At 59.0% G+C, this 16411-nt stretch carries 14 protein-coding genes; 6 read left to right on the forward strand and 8 right to left on the reverse strand.

The window, feature by feature from the left end:
• Positions 1-189: 189 nt before the first annotated feature.
• Entirely contained in the window at positions 190-1407 is a 1218-nt protein-coding gene (locus HMPREF2980_RS01180) for an ABC transporter permease (protein ID WP_246823629.1), read from the reverse strand.
• A 158-nt stretch (positions 1408-1565) separates the two neighbouring features.
• Between HMPREF2980_RS01180 and HMPREF2980_RS01185 the strand changes: the two genes are divergently transcribed.
• Both HMPREF2980_RS01185 and HMPREF2980_RS01190 read left to right on the forward strand, forming a co-directional pair.
• A complete protein-coding gene (locus tag HMPREF2980_RS01185; protein ID WP_070689849.1) occupies positions 1566-2189 on the forward strand; it encodes a TetR/AcrR family transcriptional regulator in 624 nt (207 codons plus the stop codon).
• A 113-nt stretch (positions 2190-2302) separates the two neighbouring features.
• Positions 2303-3463 carry a sucrase ferredoxin gene (locus tag HMPREF2980_RS01190; protein WP_070689851.1) on the forward strand — a complete coding sequence of 387 codons (1161 nt, stop codon included), beginning with the start codon at positions 2303-2305 and terminating at the stop codon, positions 3461-3463.
• 103 nt (positions 3464-3566) lie between these two features.
• Here HMPREF2980_RS01190 and HMPREF2980_RS01195 read toward each other — a convergent pair whose 3' ends face one another.
• From HMPREF2980_RS01195 to HMPREF2980_RS01205, 3 genes are all read right to left on the reverse strand, one after another.
• Positions 3567-5228, reverse strand: a complete 1662-nt coding sequence (locus HMPREF2980_RS01195; RefSeq protein WP_070689853.1) for an NAD-dependent succinate-semialdehyde dehydrogenase — start codon at positions 5226-5228, stop codon at positions 3567-3569.
• Between the two features lie 361 nt (positions 5229-5589).
• Positions 5590-7194, reverse strand: coding sequence for a glycerophosphodiester phosphodiesterase (locus HMPREF2980_RS01200; protein WP_070689855.1), 1605 nt, complete (start codon positions 7192-7194; stop codon positions 5590-5592).
• A 391-nt stretch (positions 7195-7585) separates the two neighbouring features.
• Entirely contained in the window at positions 7586-8098 is a 513-nt protein-coding gene (locus tag HMPREF2980_RS01205) for a PTS sugar transporter subunit IIA (RefSeq protein ID WP_005504251.1), read from the reverse strand.
• Positions 8099-8436: 338 nt separating this feature from the next.
• Between HMPREF2980_RS01205 and HMPREF2980_RS01210 the strand changes: the two genes are divergently transcribed.
• A complete protein-coding gene (locus HMPREF2980_RS01210; protein ID WP_070689857.1) occupies positions 8437-9024 on the forward strand; it encodes an arsenic metallochaperone ArsD family protein in 588 nt (195 codons plus the stop codon).
• A 182-nt stretch (positions 9025-9206) separates the two neighbouring features.
• On the opposite strand, the gene fbaA is transcribed toward HMPREF2980_RS01210, so the two are convergent.
• Positions 9207-10232, reverse strand: coding sequence for a class II fructose-bisphosphate aldolase (gene fbaA / locus HMPREF2980_RS01215; protein WP_012902702.1), 1026 nt, complete (start codon positions 10230-10232; stop codon positions 9207-9209).
• A gap of 263 nt (positions 10233-10495) precedes the next feature.
• Here fbaA and HMPREF2980_RS01220 point away from each other — a divergent pair, with 263 nt between their 5' ends.
• The 3 genes from HMPREF2980_RS01220 (at position 10496) to HMPREF2980_RS01230 (ending at position 14126) form a co-directional block, all read left to right on the forward strand.
• Positions 10496-10882: a hypothetical protein gene (locus HMPREF2980_RS01220; RefSeq protein WP_005507929.1), complete on the forward strand. Its 387-nt coding sequence runs from the start codon at positions 10496-10498 to the stop codon at positions 10880-10882.
• A 306-nt stretch (positions 10883-11188) separates the two neighbouring features.
• Complete coding sequence (locus tag HMPREF2980_RS01225) at positions 11189-12790, forward strand: amino acid permease (protein WP_070689860.1); 1602 nt, start codon at positions 11189-11191, stop codon at positions 12788-12790.
• Between the two features lie 283 nt (positions 12791-13073).
• Positions 13074-14126: an ornithine cyclodeaminase gene (locus HMPREF2980_RS01230; RefSeq protein ID WP_005504242.1), complete on the forward strand. Its 1053-nt coding sequence runs from the start codon at positions 13074-13076 to the stop codon at positions 14124-14126.
• Positions 14127-14357: 231 nt separating this feature from the next.
• Here HMPREF2980_RS01230 and HMPREF2980_RS01235 read toward each other — a convergent pair whose 3' ends face one another.
• From HMPREF2980_RS01235 to HMPREF2980_RS09715, 3 genes are all read right to left on the reverse strand, one after another.
• A complete protein-coding gene (locus HMPREF2980_RS01235) occupies positions 14358-15170 on the reverse strand; it encodes a hypothetical protein (protein ID WP_049338604.1) in 813 nt (270 codons plus the stop codon).
• Positions 15171-15257: 87 nt separating this feature from the next.
• Entirely contained in the window at positions 15258-16073 is an 816-nt protein-coding gene (locus tag HMPREF2980_RS01240; RefSeq protein ID WP_049342002.1) for a hypothetical protein, read from the reverse strand.
• Positions 16074-16140: 67 nt separating this feature from the next.
• Positions 16141-16411, reverse strand: a 271-nt coding sequence (locus HMPREF2980_RS09715; protein ID WP_141754831.1) for a peptidase inhibitor family I36 protein, incomplete at its 5' end; no start/stop codon positions are given.

Raw genomic sequence — 16411 nt, forward strand, 5'->3', positions numbered from 1 at the left:
AGGCAGCCCTGGAGAATGAGCTCAAAGAATTCAAGCGCCGGGACGAGCAGTTCAAGCAGTACGTTCTCGACAACCAGTAACAGCGCATAACAGCCGGTAATAGTCGGTATGCCGAAAGGGTGTGTGCCGTGTTCAGTGAACACGGCACACACCCTTCTTACGTTGTACCGGCGGTCTAACCCGCGGTGGTTATGCCTCCACCGTTGCGGTGCGGCGCTCCTTGAGAGCCCAGCCGATGACACCGGCGAGCAGACCGAACGCAATCCAGGAACCGAGCACCAGCCACTGACCACTCGTTGCAACCTCCGGGAAGTACGCAATCGAACGCAGCAGAGTCGAGGAAGCACCCGGCACCAACATCTGACCAATCTGACCCCACGCACCGGGCAGGAATACGCTCGGCATGGTCGCACCCGAAATCGGGTTACCAATGAACATGGTGATGACCGCGCCTACAGCGAGACCAATCAGCGGCGAAGACAGTGCACCCACACCCACAATGAAGAAGGCGGTCGCCAGGTAGGTAGCGCCGAACGCAGCCCACAGGGTAGCGAAGTCGCCGGGAATGAAACCGAACCAGGTGCTCAGAATCAGGGCGGTCAGTGCACCACCGATGACGGAGTACAGGGTTGCGGTGGCGAAGCGGCGCCAGGTGCCGTTCACGCACAGTACGGAGAAGGAACCGCCGAGAATACCGCCAATGACCAGCGGAAATGCGGAGATAGCGATACCGGAACCGGAGGAGTCATTCTCACTCAGGGGTACCACGACGGTGGTCTTCACCGCCATTGCGGATGCCTGCTCGGCCTGCACCTTCATCTGCTCCAGCTGGGCGGCGGCCTGCGCACCCTGTTCACCGCCCGCCTGCACCGCCTGGGTGAGGGCTTCCGTCTTAGCGGCGAGTGCCTTCTGCTGAATCTGCGCGTTCAGCTGGGTGGCAACACCGTTGAGCATCTGGGTTGCTGCGGCGTTTGCGGCTGGTGCGGTCAGCACTTCGGGGGCGGCGCCTTCGGTGAAGATAATTGCGCCGTAGGTTTCGCGCTGCTTGATCTGCTGCTCGGCCTCTTCGCGGGATGATGCCTGCTTCAGTTCGAAGGTCTCGATGCCCTTGTCTTTGAGGGACTGTTCGAACTGGCTGACGGTTACCTCGGGGCCCGCGATGGAGACGGGCAGGTTCTTGGCTTCCATAGTCTTGGTGGGCCAGGTGAAAGCTAGGACGATGAGTGCTACCACCAAGGATGATAGTACGGAGGTGGTGATGACCTTGAGCCAGGAGGAACGGTCGGTGGTTTCTTGCGTGCTTGTTTCTGCAATGCTCTTTGCCGCGATCTTCTGGGATGCGGCAGCTTGGGTGGCTGCGGCGGTCACTGCTTCTGCGGTGACTGCGGTGGCGGTTTCGTTGTTCATGACAATCTCCAAACAAAATGCTTATTTCGTTTACGAGTCAGAACTCTACTCTCGATTTTTACCGAGTGCAAACAAAATAGCTATTTTGTTTGTAAAGTCACAAAAAGAATCAGTGTTGTGTTTACGCGTTCTTTAGCCCCACCCCCTAGACTGGAACCATGCCCCGACTAACAGACGCCACCAAAGCCGCACGCCGAGCCCAAATCATCGAAGCCGCCATTAGCTGCTTCCTCGAAAAGGGCTACACCAACACCTCCATGAGCGACATCATCAAAGCCTCCGGGCTGTCCTCCGGGTCTATCTACTCGCATTTCTCCAGCAAAGAAGACATCCTCATCACCGCCATCAACGAGCGCCTCGAAAATGTCAAAAATCTCTACGCCGCACTCCCCGAAGGCGCCGGGCCCCAGGATATTCTCGAAACCATCCACACGAACCAGCTGGTAAACGACAATTTCTCTGCCATGCTGCGCATCCGCCTTGAGTCGCTCCACGCACCCGAAATCGCCAGGGCAACCGCGGACATCATGCCCCTATTGCAGGGCATCATCGTAAAGACCCTTACCCCCTGGGCAGCTGAACAGCTGAGCGTTCTACACGAAATCAACCCCGATTCGGCGCAGCGCACCCCCGAACAGGAGGCGCTCATCGCCGACTACGCCCGCGACACCGCGGACGCCTTCATGATGATCTTCCAGGGGTACATGCTCCGCTCCTTCTTCGGTAGCACCGAAGAGAAGGACCGCCTCTACCGCGTCGCTTTGGCACTCCTTCCTGAGTAGTTGACCACCCAATAGTCCCCAAAAATCACCCTTGAACGGTTGTTTTTCAGCATTTAGACCATGCAGGGGCAACATAGGCCATTCACATCCTGCAGGCGTAGAATCGAGAAACCATGACTGAATCCTGCACCCCCGCAACCCCCGAGCCGCGCGCCACCAACCCCGCCGAGCTGAACAACCTGCGTGCCGCACACGCCGATGAGCTATCCTCACGCACCCGCGCCACAAGCATCCCGGCAGACTCCTGCTCCCTCTACTCAGACGAGGCGCTCGGCGGCACCGCCGGACGCGCCACCGCATGGCTGGCGCTCGAGCACGTGGGCCAGTGGGGGCGCGACGTGCTGGACGGCTCCGCCCTCGGTGAGGAGCTTTCGGAGGCGTTGGGCGAGGCAGTCTCGCAGGCGGGGCTGAAGTTCCTGCTGATCCGCCAGGCGGGCAGGGCGGGGCGTGTACTGCACGGCGCGCCGGATGCATCCGGCAATCCGACCCACCGGGTGCTCTACGCGCTCTGCACCCCGGGTGAGGAGAAGCTCTACTCGTTCAGTGTGAGCACCCCCGAACAGCTCCTCGACCTACCCCTGGGCAACCCCCAGGAGTTGATTCAGGCGACCGGCGCGGAGCTCATAGATTCCCCCGCCATTCTCGTGTGCACCCACTCCAAGCGTGACCGCTGCTGTGCCCTGCGCGGTCGCCCCATTGCGGCGCACCTGGCGGATATCCTGCCGGGTAATGCGGTCTGGGAGTGCTCGCACACGGGCGGTCACCGCTTTGCCCCGGTCGGCATTATGCTGCCCACCGGCTACACCTACGGTCGCCTCTCGGAGCCTTCGGCGCTGGCGGCGTACCTGTCGCTGGCGGGCCGTGCCATTCCGTCGCTGCACGGCCTGCGAGGCCGCAGCACGGATACCCCGGTGGAGCAGGCGGCGGAGGTTGCCGTACGCCTCGAACTGGAGAAAAAGGGTGAAGAAGTAACCTCTGGAGGTTTGGTTTCACGTGAAACATCGGGGCGGAAGGCATTCATTGCGCTCCGCGAGGCGGGCGTCGATGTGAACGTCGAGACAAGCACTGAATTCTCCCCTGAATTTTTTGCGGCGTTCTCGCCTAAAGATTTCTCCGAACACCCCACCATGGAGGCGGCGCTCACCTCCCACACCGACGGACGCACCTGGGTCACCTTCTTCGAGCGGGTCGCCCTTGAGCCGCGCCCCAACTCGTGTGGCAAGGGTCCCGCGGATGCTTTCAGCCGCGAACTGCTCGCGCTGCGCCAGCTATAACCCCCGCGCATGATGTAGACAGCGTAAAGCCCCGGCGGGCACCTTCTCGGGTACCCGCCGGGGCTTCACTGTATCCAGGATTCGCTGTAACTGGTATCTCAGCCTATCCGGCGAACGGGTTCGGTGCGCCGATGTACTGCAGCTCGGTGTACTCCTCCAGACCCTCCGGGCCGCCCTCGCGGCCCATGCCGGACTGCTTCACACCACCGAAGGGAGCCGCCGCGTTCGAGATGACGCCGGAGTTGTAACCGATCAGGCCAAACTCCAGACCAGCCGCCATGCGCGTAAAGCGCGGGTGGTTGCTTGTGTACACGTACGCGGCCAGGCCGTACTCGGTGTCGTTGGCGAGCTTCAGGGCGGTGCGTTCGCCCTCCTCACCGTAGCCGCCGAACGTGGCAATCGGGGCGACGGGCCCGAAAATTTCTTCACGCCACACCCGCATCGAATCGGTCACGCCGGTCAGCACGGTGGGGGTCACGAAGTTGCCCTTGTTCAGGTTCTTGGGCATGCCGCCGGTATCGCTCGGAACGTTCTCCTCAAGCTCGGGAACGTACCCGCCGCAGGCAAGGAGCGCGCCCTTGCCCAGGGCGTCTTCAACCATAAAAAGCATGGATTCAACCGCTGAAGGTTGAATTAGCGGTCCACAGTCGGTTCCGTCGGCGGTTCCGTCACCCACGACGGTCGCCTCCATGCGCTCCACGAAGGCGCGGGTGAACTCTTCAGCAATGTCCTCGTGCACAATGAATCGGTTGGCTGCAGTGCACGCCTCGCCCATGTTCCTCATCTTCGCCGCGTAGGCGCCCTCCACGGCGGCGGGGATGTCCGCGTCCTCAAAGACGATGAACGGTGCGTTGCCGCCCAGCTCCATGGAGGTGCGCAGAACGTTCTGCGAGGCCTGCGCGAGCAGGGTGCGGCCCACGGCGGTGGAGCCGGTGAACGAGACCTTCCGCAGACGCTCATCAGCCATCAGCGCGGAGACAACCTCGCCGGTACGGGAGGTGGTCACCACGTTCAGCACGCCGTCCGGCAGGCCCGCCTCACGCATCAGGGACGCGAAGTACAGGGAGCTGAGCGGAGTCAGGGAGGCGGGCTTGAGCACCGCGGTGCAGCCCGCCGCGAGCGCCGGGGCAACCTTGCGTGCCGCCATGGCGAGCGGGAAGTTCCAGGGGGTAATCAGCAGGCAGGGGCCGACGGGGCGGCGTACGGTGGTAATCTGCAGCCCGGATTCGGGGGCGACGGCGGTGCGGCCGAAGTTGCGGGCGGCTTCTTCGGCGTACCAGCGCAGGTAGTTCGCGGCGTAGGCGACTTCGCCGCGGGACTGGTCGAGGGGCTTGCCCATTTCGAGGGTCATGAGCCGGGCGATGACTTCGGTGCGCTGCGTCATGAGCGTGTAGGCGCGGTTGAGGATGTCGGCGCGTTCGCGGGCGCTGGTTGCCGCCCATGAGGTGCGGGCGTCGCAGGCGGCGTCGAGTGCTTCGATGCCCTGTTCGACGCTGGCGTCGGCGACGTGCGCGAGGATTTGGCCGCAGGAGGGGTTGTGTACGGGGAAGGAGCCGTTGTCGCCGGTGACCCAGCTGCCGCCGAGGAGCAGGTCGGTGGGCACGTAGAAGAAGGGGTAGGAGGGCCGTTCGTAGGGGTCGATGGGTTCGCGCTGCGGCATGTTGATGCTTTGCATGTGCGGTTCGGTGCGGCCTCGCAGCTGGGCGGATTTCGCGGTGGGCTTTGCGGCGGGATTCTCGGCGGAGCTTTCGGGTGAGGTGGTCATGGCGTGCCTTTCGGGTTGGGGCGGCCGGTGCGGTCGACTCTGACGCTTTTAATTCTAGTCCTGCACGCTCCCCTACCCCTCGAACCTGCCCCGCGCGCCTGCACGCCCTCGCCCGCGCTTCTCCACACCCTGGAAAGGCCGCAGGCACGCCAAAGGGGGCCGCATCCGCGTTGGATACGACCCCCTTCAGGTGGATTCTTCAGGTAGATTCTCGCTCGGTGCGCGCGAGTCCTAGCTGGGGATTATGGAAGGCATTGCCCGGAAGGGATGCTCGGTGTTGCATCCGCTCTGCCCGGTATCCGTAATCTCACCGCTTAGCGGGCGGCGAGTCGGACCTGGTGGACTATACCCACCGGTTCTCTCAGATCCAGGACTGGCGTGCCTCGATTCGAGTCAGCTCCAGAGGACCGCCATCGTTGGTGCCGTGGAAGCGGCCGAAGTGTACGTACGGACCGCGGTAGGCGCTGTGGTTGATGGGGCTGGAGTACTGGCCGTTGACCGTGTAGTAGAAGCTGTTCTTGTTCAGCACGATCTTGCAGTTCAGTGCCTGGCCGGTGGTGACCTTCTGGCGCAGCTTCATGGTGTGCAGTACGCGCGGGCTGGTCTGCTTGGGTTCGAAGCAGAGGATCTGCGCTACGGAGCTGCCGCGGTAGTTGGGGCGGATAGCGAGCACGTAGGTGCCGTCTTCCTGGTTTGCGGCGAACTTCTTGCCGATGCCGAAGGGGCCGTCGTGTTCGCGACCGAACGCAATGTAGCCGTAGTGACCGTCCTGCTTCGGCAGTGCACCAGTCCACTTCATGGAGAAGTCGAGGGTGTACTTTTCGCGGGTGGTGTAGTTCGCCAGCGGGCCGAGCAGTACGGATTCGTCGTAGCGCTGGTTGTGCACGATGGCGGTGCCGGTCAGGTCGGGCATGTCCGCTGCGACGGAGGGGTCGGCAGGCAGCATGCCGTGGGGGCGCTTGCCGGTCTTGATCTTGACGCTGGAGTCGAAGGGGTCACCGATTACCCAGTAGGGGTCGGGGCACATGAAGCCCTTCACGCCCAGTGCCTTGTACTTTTCGTAGGCGGAGCGGCGGTGGATTTCCCAGACAATGACTGCCTTGCCGAGGCCGGTGAGAGCGCGTACGTTCTCTTCGCTCATGGAGCCCTGGGAAGCGCCGGTCGGCTTCTCGTAGTAGGGTACGCCGATGGCGTCTACGTTTTCGTGGCGTGCCATTGCGGAAATCTTGTCGATGGGGTCGCCACCGTCGAAGTAGCACCAGGTGGCGCAGCCTGCGGAGTTGGCAAGCTTCAGGTAGCGGGAGGTGGGCTTGAAGCCGCCGCTGCCGTCGCGGTACATCTTGATGACGGTGCGGCGCTGCAGGCCGCGTTCGGTGATGAACTTGACGAGGCCTGCCTGTGCGGGGCCGTCCTTCGCTTCGAGGAACAGTACGACCTTCTTGCCGCCGACGGAGGCGTATTCGCCGCCTGCGGGTACGGCGTCAACCGCGGCGATGGCCTCTTCGAGGGTGGGGATGTTGTACAGGTCGGTCTTTTCGCCCAGGTTCTTGCGCATGTTGACCTTGTGCTGGCGCAGTTCGGCGAGGGTGTGGCCACGCACGTCCATGGACGCACCGGTGGTGCGCTTGATGTTGGTGTCGTGCATGCAGACGAACTGGCCGTCGCTGGTGGTGCGTACGGAAATTTCGACGGCGAGGGCGCCGCGGCGTACGGACTCTGCGTAAGCGTAGGCGGTGTGCTCGGGGCTGATGTTGCCGGCACCGCGGTGGGCGATGAAGAATTCATCGGTCTTGTAGAGCAGCTGATGTGCGGGGGAGCCGCTGTGTACTGCCGCGAGCTGTGCGCGGGTGCTGGCTGCGGCGTGGGCTTCGCCTGCCTGGAGCATGAGGGCGGCGGGTGCCAGTGCGGAGGCACCGATGAAGCCGCGGCGGCTCAGATTCTTAGAGGTCTTCGGGAATGCAGTCACCGTAGTAGTCCTTTTTCTTTTATGAGTTGAGCGTAATGTGTGTGGTTGGTCATTGAAGTTTTGGTTTATAGCTGAGGGTCCGGATTCTCTCAACTCAAACTGCAACTCTATGTAGGATAACGATTTTTTATCGGTGATTCACTGCGTTCACAGGCAAATAGGGTATTATGTGCGCCTCATTCTTACCCGCGGTGTAATGCGGGTGAATGTGTTCCTCCTTTTCCGCCGCTTTTAATAGCGGCATTTCATGCGGCGTTAAAAAATTTCTCGTGTAACGAAAAAGGCCGCGACCACAGCCCGATTGAGCCTGCAGGACGCGACCTTTTGCGTTGAAACATTTTTCGCGGGTTTTTCACCGCTGTTGAAGCTGAGCTATTTTCGCTGGTTCAGCTTACTTCTTGGATGCCTGAGCGACGCGGTCACCGGCTGCGACGGGGCGGCGTGCCTCAGAGTCCTTGGAGATGTTGAACTTTGCGGTGTTGGTAATCATCACCATGGTTTCCTTGGAGGGGATGCGACCCTCGATAGCTGCCCAGTCGACCTCGATAATGGGTGCGCCTGCCTCAACCTTGTCACCTACGTTAGCGAGCTTGGTGAAGCCGTCGCCGCCGAGCTCAACGGTGTCGATACCGATGTGGACCAGTACCTCACCGCCGTTTTCGGTGCGGAGCATGAATGCGTGCAGGGTGTCCTGAATCAGTGCAATGGTGCCTGCAACGGGTGCGACGATGGTGCCTGCGGTGGGGTTCACTGCGTAGCCGTCGCCCATAACGCCCTGAGAGAAAACGGGGTCGGAGACTTCGCTCAGCGGCAGGTACTCGCCGGTAGCAGGTGCGACGTAGACGTCTGCGGACGATGCTTCCTGTGCGGCAGCTTCCTTCTTCTTCTTGCCGAAACCGAACATGTATGCTCCTTCTGGTCGTGTTGCGCTATGAATAGCGTGTATTTGTAGCGCTGATGCGTCCGCGTCGGATGCGGGCGTCGTTGCCTTCTTGGTTTCACACCGGGCGGCGCCTGCCTGAATTGCAGGGTTCGCACACTCCGGTGCATATGCACTCAGAATACAACACCTAAACCCGTAGCTCACGAGCTGAGGGTCATTCGACTCGAATTCTGCAAATATTCCGCAAATCTGGAACTTCAACTCACACTTCTGCACTCTTGAGGTCGCGAGTACACTTAGTGAAGGACTGGCACCCCTCCCCCGAGCCGGTGCCCATAAGAGAGAAAAGGCTGAAACTGATGACTGAAGCGGCTGAGACCGTTCTTGAAGTATTTATTCCGGGTCCCGGCGAGAACCCGGAGGATCCGCAGGATATGGAGCGCTCTGAGTTCCTGGGCGCCGCGCAGGAGGCGCTGGATTCGGGCGTGGACATTGAGGTGTACTCCACCGACTCCTACCCTTCCGCATTTGAAGAGTGCGCACCGGTCGCCGAGCAGATTGAGATGAACGGCATTGAGGTTCTGCCGCTCATGCTCGTCAACGGTGAGGTGAAGGTGTCCTTCGCGTACCCGACCGCCGAGCAGATTAAGCGCTTCTCCCGTGCCCACCTGGTCGCCCAGCCGAAGGCGAACGCGGCAGCGGCTGCGTGTGACCCCTCCGGCTCCCCGGCGGCGTCGATGATCCCGAACCTGAGCCCTCTGGCGGAGCCCGCCGGTTTCGCGGCGACCCTGGCGGGTAAGGCGCCCCAGCCGGTCGGCGGCCCCGAGATCGGTAACCGCGTGAACCTCATGGGTGGCGACACCGGCGACGGTATCCCCACCTCCGGTTCGGTGGCTGTGAAGTCCGGCGGCTGCGGATGCGGCGGTTGCGGCTGCGGCGGCAAGTAAACCCGCCCCTGCCAGCAATGAGCGCCTGGCTCACCCGGTTCTAACTCGTCCGGTTCTAAACTACATAAGCAAAGAGCGGTGCCCGTCTCCTCGTGATGAGGAAGCGGGCACCGCTTTCGCTTAACGAAGCTTAGGTTCACACCCGGCAGCACCTACGGGAGCTGCGGCGGGCGAACAGCACCTTACTTGATGGAGGTACCGACGGAACCGAGCTGCTGGCAAGCCTCGACCACGCGTGCGGCCATGCCTGCCTCTGCAGCTGCACCCCAAACGCGGGGGTCGTAGGTCTTCTTGTTGCCGACCTCGCCGTCAACCTTCAGCACACCGTCGTAGTTGCTGAACATGTGGCCAGCAACGGGGCGGGTGAATGCGTACTGGGTGTCGGTGTCGATGTTCATCTTGATAACACCGTAGGACACTGCGTCTGCAATCTCCTGCTCGGTGGAGCCGGAGCCACCGTGGAAGACCAGGTAGAAGGGCTTGTCGCCCTTGCCGTACTTAGCGCCGACCTCGGTCTGGATTTCCTTGAGCAGCTCGGGGCGCAGGTGAACATTACCGGGCTTGTACACGCCGTGAACGTTACCGAAGGTCAGAGCAGCCATGTAGGTGCCCTTCTCGCCCAGGCCGATTGCCTCAACGGTCTTGATTGCGTCTGCAACGGTGGTGTACAGGGAGTCGTCGATAGCGCCTTCAACGCCGTCTTCCTCGCCACCAACGGCACCAATCTCAACCTCGAGAACGAGCTTTGCCTTGGAGGTACGCTCGATCAGCTCAGCAGCGATCTTCAGGTTCTCGTCCAGGTCGATTGCGGAGCCGTCCCACATGTGGGAGTTGAAGATGGGGTCTTCACCGCGAGCAACAGCCTTCTCGGACTCTGCCAGCAGGGGCAGGACGAAGCCTTCCAGCTTGTCCTTGGGGCAGTGGTCGGTGTGCAGTGCAATGTTCACGTCGTACTGCTTAGCAACTTCGCGTGCGTATGCTGCGAAGGCCAGGGAGCCAACGACCATGTCCTTCTTGGAAGCGCCGGACCAGTATGCTGCGCCACCGGTGGATGCCTGGATGATGCCGTCCGAGCCAGCCTCTGCGAAGCCGCGGATTGCAGCGTTCAGGGTCTGGGAGGAGGTCACGTTCACTGCGGGGTACGCGAAGCCCTTTTCCTTCGCGGTCTGCAGCATTTCTGCGTAAACTTCGGGGGTTGCAATAGCCATATGCTGACTCCTTGGATAGATGCGACCGGTTACCGAGGTTGGGCCGGTTCACCATTTTTTGTTGGCGCGCGAGACGCCTCCTACTCGCACTATTTTACCAAGATACGACTTATTTATCGTTAATTTTTTGTGGGTTTTTTTGGGTTTACTGCAGCGAAATTTCCGCGAATTACCGCGGTAAAGTAGAGGTGTTAATGACTTGATGTCTTCTGTGTGTGCAGGCCAGCGTACACATCACCCAGACGCGACGAAAGGAACCTCCCATGAGCAAGGCGAGCGCTAAAAATAATCCGAAACAGCTCGACGCGAAGCGTGAGAAGCGTGCCCGCCAGGCGCAGCGTCGTGCTGAGCGTGAGCATCCGAATGCGGCGGCTATTGCCCCGGTGCGCGCGCAGTTGGATGAGGTTCTGGAGCGTAAGAGTCGGCATGTTTTGGGGCATGGCGATATGGCGAAATCCCTTGAGTTGATGGAGAAAATGCGTGATGAGGGCGCGAGTGACCACGAGATTGATGTGGCGCTTGCGGAGGCGAAGCTCCCCTCGGTCGTGCAGGTTGGTCGTAAGTCGTTGATGCGTTGGCCGAGCTGGTGGTGGTTGAATCGTCGTGAGCGCGCGTTGCGGGCGAAGATTGACCGGCTGATGGAGGACTAAGTCCCCGTTGTGAATAGGTTGTGAGAGCACCCCGTTGTGGGTGCTCTTGTGCTGTGCGGTGGTGGGGTAATTGATTTTTTGGACTCAGGGTTCAATTAATCTATTTCACAAAACAATGAAAACCACACAATACAACATGAACCAAATATATTCATAAGATATGCGTTATATTTATATAAATTGTTACGTGATGCGGGTTATATTTACCTAAATTACCGTGCTATAGTCATTACAACCCGCAGACGTGTTCCCAACCACATTTCGTGTAACACGTGCTTCAGACGTAACTATCCAAGGAGGTATAGCGTGAGCACCTCACCGAACAAGAACCCGCAGACTTCTGCAGCGGATCAGTACACTAAGCCCCCCACAGACGACCCGTTCGCACACGAACAGGAAGGCTTCCACAAGGGGCTTGGCGCACGTCAGCTCCAGATGATCGCCATCGGTTCTGCTATTGGTACCGGCCTGTTCCTGGGCACCGGTAGCCGCCTGCAGGACGCAGGCCCCATGCTCGCCGTCATCTACGCCGTCATCGGCTTCTTCGGCTACCTGATCCTTCGAGCCCTCGGCGAGCTGATCCTTCACCGCCCTTCCTCGGGCTCCTTCGTCTCCTACACCCGCGAATTCTACGGCGAAAAGGCCGCATTCGTATCCGGATGGCTGTACTGGCTGAACTGGGCAATGACCGCCGTTGCAGACGCCACCGCTATCGCTATTTACATCAGCTGGTTCGGTCGATACAACCAGTTCTTTGCAGATATTCCCCAGTGGCTTAGCGCATTCATCGTCGTTATCGTCACTGTGGCTCTGAACCTCATCTCCGTGAAGATCTTCGGTGAGCTGGAATTCTGGTTCGCACTCATTAAGATTCTTGCCCTGCTGTCCTTCATGGCGGTAGGTATCTGGTACCTGGTCTTCGGTGAACCCATCAACGGCGTCACCCCCGGCCTGAGCCTTATTGCAGCCAATGACGGCTTCTTCCCCAACGGTATTCTTCCCGCTCTTATCGTGGTTCAGGGCGTTGTGTTCGCCTACGCCGGTATTGAGCTGGTCGGCACCACCAGTGGTGAAACCAAGAACGTTGAGAAGGTTATCCCCCGCGCTATCAACACCGTGATCTGGCGTATTGCGATCTTCTACGTTGGTTCCGTGGTTCTGCTCTGCCTGCTCATGCCCTACACCGCATACAAGGATGCAGAGTCGCCGTTCGTGACCTTCTTCGACGCTATCGGCATTGACGGTACCGCACCGATTATGCAGCTGGTCGTTATTACCGCGGCTGCTTCCTCGCTGAACGCTGGCCTGTACTCCACCGGCCGTATCCTCCACTCGATGGGTGTTGCAGGTTCGGCACCAAAGTTCACCACCAAGGTGTCCCGCTCCGGCGTTCCGGTGGCAGGTATTCTGCTGACCGGTGTGATTGGCCTCTTCGGTGTTGTGCTGAACTTCTTCGTTCCCGAGCAGGCGTTCGAGGTCGTGCTGAACATCGCCTCGGTGGGCACCATGGCTAGCTGGGCGGCTATCGCAATGTCGCACCAGAAGTACCTGAAGCTGGTCGGCGAGGGCAAGTACAAGCGCCCCAACTACCGTGCACCCGGCGGTCGTTTCAGCGACTGGGCTGTGATGGTCTTCCTGGCTGTTGTGCTGGTGCTGATGGCACTGGATTACCCGGTCGGCACCTACACCCTGGCATCGCTGTTGCTGGTTATCCCGCTGCTGATTATCGGCTGGTACACGGTTCGTGACCGCGTCAACGAGATTGCTCGCGTCCGTGAAGGCTACACCGGTTCCGTGCCTGTGATTGCTGCCCGCCCCGTGGTGAAGAAGCTCGTTCCGGAGCCTCGTACCCACATTGACCTGGGTGAACTGGACCTTGAGGACGAGGACAAGCCGAAGGGCAACTAACCCGACGGCAGCCTCCGATTCCGTGATATCCCAGTGAAATCCCGGTGAAGGCGATGAGGGGGTTCTAGACCCTAGCCCGTAGGTTCCAGGAGCTCTAGGGCCCCCTCCCTGCACGTCTTTTCGTGTTCGTTCCGTATTACATCCGTGTAATACATAAAGCAAAGTACATATTTACAGCATTTCTAAAAGGGTGTGTCCTGCAATATATTTTGAGATAATAGATATCCACAGTGACCACCAGATGCACAAAGAAGTTTTGTGCAGATATTCAAAGGAGAAAATCATGACTGAACGTCCTAGCGCACACGCGGTGGAATTTGTTGACGTCGCCTCGATGGCGAAGTGGATTCAGAAGGACGGCGTAGGCAACATCATTGCCGGCATGGTCGACTTCCTCGAAGAAGACTTCAAGAAGTGGCAGAGCTTCGACAAGATCCCTCGCGTCGCCTCCCACACCCCCTTCGGTGTGATTGAGCTGATGCCCACCTCCGACAACATCACCTACTCCTTCAAGTACGTGAACGGCCACCCGTCGAACCCGGCACGCGGCTTCCAGACCGTGACCGCGTTCGGTCTGCTCGCTGACGTGGACAACGGCTACCCGGTGTTCCTGGCTGAGATGACCCTGCTGACCGCGCTGCGTACCGCTGGCGTGTCCGCCATGGTTGCTAAGCACCTGGCACGCAAGGATTCGAAGAAGATGGCGATGATTGGTACCGGCTCGCAGTCTGAGTTCCAGGCGCTGGGTATGCGCGCTGTGCTCGGCATTGAGGACCTGTCCGTCTACGACGTTGATCCGCACGCGATGGAGAAGTTCCGCCGTAACCTGGAGCCGCTGGGCTTCCGCATCCACCTGGCTAAGGACGTGGACGAGGCTGTTGAGGGCGCCGACATTATTACCACCTGCACCGCCGATAAGCAGCAGGCGAAGGTTCTGCTGGACCGCCAAGTGAAGCCCGGCGTGCACCTGAACGCTATTGGTGGCGACTGCCCCGGCAAGACTGAGCTGGAAAGCGAAATTCTGGACCGCTCCACCGTGTTTGTTGAGTTCCCGCCGCAGACCCGCATTGAGGGCGAGATTCAGCAGAAGGACCCGGACTTCCCCGTGGTGGAGTTCTGGAAGGTTCTGACCGGTGAGGAGCCGGGCCGCGTTTCGGATGAGCAGATTACCCTGTTTGATTCGGTGGGCTTCGCGATTGCTGACTTCTCGGGTCTGCGTTATGCCCGTGCGGCTACGCAGGACACCGACCTGCAGCAGTTCATTGACCTGGTTGCTAGCCCGGATGATCCGAAGGATCTGTACTCGCTGGTGAACGTTAACGTTCCGGTGGGCTAAAGAGCTAAGCAACCTGACGCTGAGTAGCCTTGAGCTGGTGGGCCTGTAAGGTGCGCCAGCGGAGGCTGCGAGGTTGAGAGTGAATAAAGTGAGGGCCGGGGAGTGGTGACACTCCCCGGCTCCTTCTTATGAAATTTTCGTATGCACGGATTCTTGTGCGCGGATTTTCTTATGGGCAACTTGTGAGCATTCTGCGGCTGGTTCACCCGTTCTACCCTTCAGCGGGTGTGGCTACTGGTGGGTGGCGATGATTTCACGCGCCTTCGCTACACGCTTTTCTTTCTCCTCTTTCAGCTGGTTGAGCTTCGCCTGGTTCTTCTCAATCAAAGGCCCCTGATAGGACGCTTCAATATCACCCAGACGCTGAGCCATACCCACCTTCTGGTTACATTCCGCTTCGATGGTTGCGAGGCGGATTTCCTCCGGCTTAGCTTCTTCGTTGCCTTGGGAGGAGGTCATGAGATGTGCGCTTTCTTCGGACATCCAGTCGCTCTCTCCTTCCCTGGGGGTTAGTCTGCGTTCACGCAGGCAGGTCCACCATTCTGAGCGAATATTTTTCCACTCATCGGTTTGGGAGGCGTAGGTGTATGCCTGTGAGTTTAGCTCTCCTACAAACCGGTATTCTTTTTCGTCCAGTTCGACGTCAGAGAATGCGGTTTTCACCTCTTCTTGGCACCGGGCGTTGATGTCGTCTGATGCTGAATCGTCTGGGCCTCGGGATTCCTTCTGGGAGTACCCGTACTTTTTGGCGTACTCGACGTTCCAGTTGCCGTATAGCCCCCCGGGTTGCGGGGTGTCTATTGAGGGCACAGCGTAGGACTGCCCGTGGTGCGCGTAGCATTCGGACATGAGCGTGTGCCACGCCGTGCTCACCGTACGGATTGTTAGTTCATCGAAGGCATACTCGTCCAGTGGAAGGTGTATGTAGTTCTTTGAATAATCGAGAACAGCTTTTCGTGAGGTGTCCCGCTCGGCACTGTTGGAGCAGGATACGCACGCCCCCAGCAGGCAGAATACTGTTACCGCAGAGAGAGCCTTACGCATAGGCTTTCCTCCTCCATACCTCGTTGTAGCATTCAAACGGAGTTACCCCAATTATCCCAAGGGATGCTATCTGCTTGTTGCTGATATCTACTGGTGGGTGGCAATAATTTCGCGCGCCTTCGCTATCTTCGCATCACGTTCAGCCTTCAATTCATTCAGCAGCGCCTGATTCTTCTCAATCAAAGGCCCCTGATAAGACGCCTCAAGATCACCCAGACGCTGGGCCAACCTCACCTTCTCGCTACATTGAGCTTCAATGGTTGCCAGGCGGATAACCTCCTCCAACACTTTGGGATCATCAGCATTCAGACTGGCCGTTTCTTTGCTCGTCCATTCACCGTCCCCGGTGCGAGGCGTCAACCCTTCCTGACGCTGACAGTCCCACCAATCTGAGCGGGCTTTCTTCCATTCAGGGTCAGCCTGCGCACGCATGTACGCTTCACTACGGATACGCTCGACGGGGCGGTACTTTTTCTCATCATCCTCATCAAAATAGAGCATATCCAGTTCTTCCCGATGCTCTTCGCGGCAGCTGGCCCTGACGTCTTCAGGGATGCTCTTATAAATCCTTTCCTGCTCATCTCTGACTTGGATGGACGTAAAATGATTCGCCGCATGCTTCACGTTCCAGGAGCCGTACTGGGAGGCGTTGCCAGAAACCAAGCCGTTTTCTAGAATTTCAAAATCGTATCCTTTTTTCGCATAGCACTCTTTAAGAATCAACAAATACGCCCTATATGTTATATCTTCGGCCTGGTCACTCATATCGTATTCGTCGAGGGGAAGAGTAATATAGTTATTTTCAAAATCCAGCTGGGCTTTGAGGCTAGTATCCTTAGGCGCAGCGGCACAGGAACTTAAAGCTAAAGCAAAGCAGGCGAGTAGGGCAGAAGATTTCTTCATTGTTACCAACTCCTTTCAATCAAGAAAGTCAGGAGGAGCCCACAAACATTGGGCTCCTCCATCACAATTACCAGCGGCAGTTTACCTTGTAAACAGAACTAATACGATCATCCCAAGTCTCGCCCCAATGGAGACCCGCATGGCTTAGACCGCGAAGATAGTTGAGGTCGGAAGAAGATTCAAAATTTCGACCCCTGTGATTAATGTCTTCGTAATAGTGCCACCGACACCCACCAGAATGCAATGAAGATGCACGGTCACTCATCCAATCCAAATGGGTCGTCCCCTCAGTTTCCATACGGGGCCCAAGGAAATTGGCATCCGAATAGAAAGTAACA

It is taken from the genome of Rothia sp. HMSC076D04 (assembly GCF_001814645.1).
GTDB lineage: Bacteria > Actinomycetota > Actinomycetes > Actinomycetales > Micrococcaceae > Rothia > Rothia mucilaginosa.

Bases quoted from the DNA above. Each gene is read 5' to 3' on its own strand.
- HMPREF2980_RS01180 (WP_246823629.1), bottom strand. From the start codon at position 1,407: ATGAACAACGAAACCGCCACCGCAGTCACCGCAGAAGCAGTGACCGCC.
- HMPREF2980_RS01190 (WP_070689851.1), top strand. From the start codon at position 2,303: ATGACTGAATCCTGCACCCCCGCAACCCCCGAGCCGCGCGCCACCAAC.
- HMPREF2980_RS01210 (WP_070689857.1), top strand. From the start codon at position 8,437: ATGACTGAAGCGGCTGAGACCGTTCTTGAAGTATTTATTCCGGGTCCC.
- HMPREF2980_RS01220 (WP_005507929.1), top strand. From the start codon at position 10,496: ATGAGCAAGGCGAGCGCTAAAAATAATCCGAAACAGCTCGACGCGAAG.
- HMPREF2980_RS01230 (WP_005504242.1), top strand. From the start codon at position 13,074: ATGACTGAACGTCCTAGCGCACACGCGGTGGAATTTGTTGACGTCGCC.
- HMPREF2980_RS01185 (WP_070689849.1), top strand. From the start codon at position 1,566: ATGCCCCGACTAACAGACGCCACCAAAGCCGCACGCCGAGCCCAAATC.
- HMPREF2980_RS01240 (WP_049342002.1), bottom strand. From the start codon at position 16,073: ATGAAGAAATCTTCTGCCCTACTCGCCTGCTTTGCTTTAGCTTTAAGT.
- HMPREF2980_RS01195 (WP_070689853.1), bottom strand. From the start codon at position 5,228: ATGACCACCTCACCCGAAAGCTCCGCCGAGAATCCCGCCGCAAAGCCC.
- HMPREF2980_RS01205 (WP_005504251.1), bottom strand. From the start codon at position 8,098: ATGTTCGGTTTCGGCAAGAAGAAGAAGGAAGCTGCCGCACAGGAAGCA.
- HMPREF2980_RS01235 (WP_049338604.1), bottom strand. From the start codon at position 15,170: ATGCGTAAGGCTCTCTCTGCGGTAACAGTATTCTGCCTGCTGGGGGCG.
- fbaA (WP_012902702.1), bottom strand. From the start codon at position 10,232: ATGGCTATTGCAACCCCCGAAGTTTACGCAGAAATGCTGCAGACCGCG.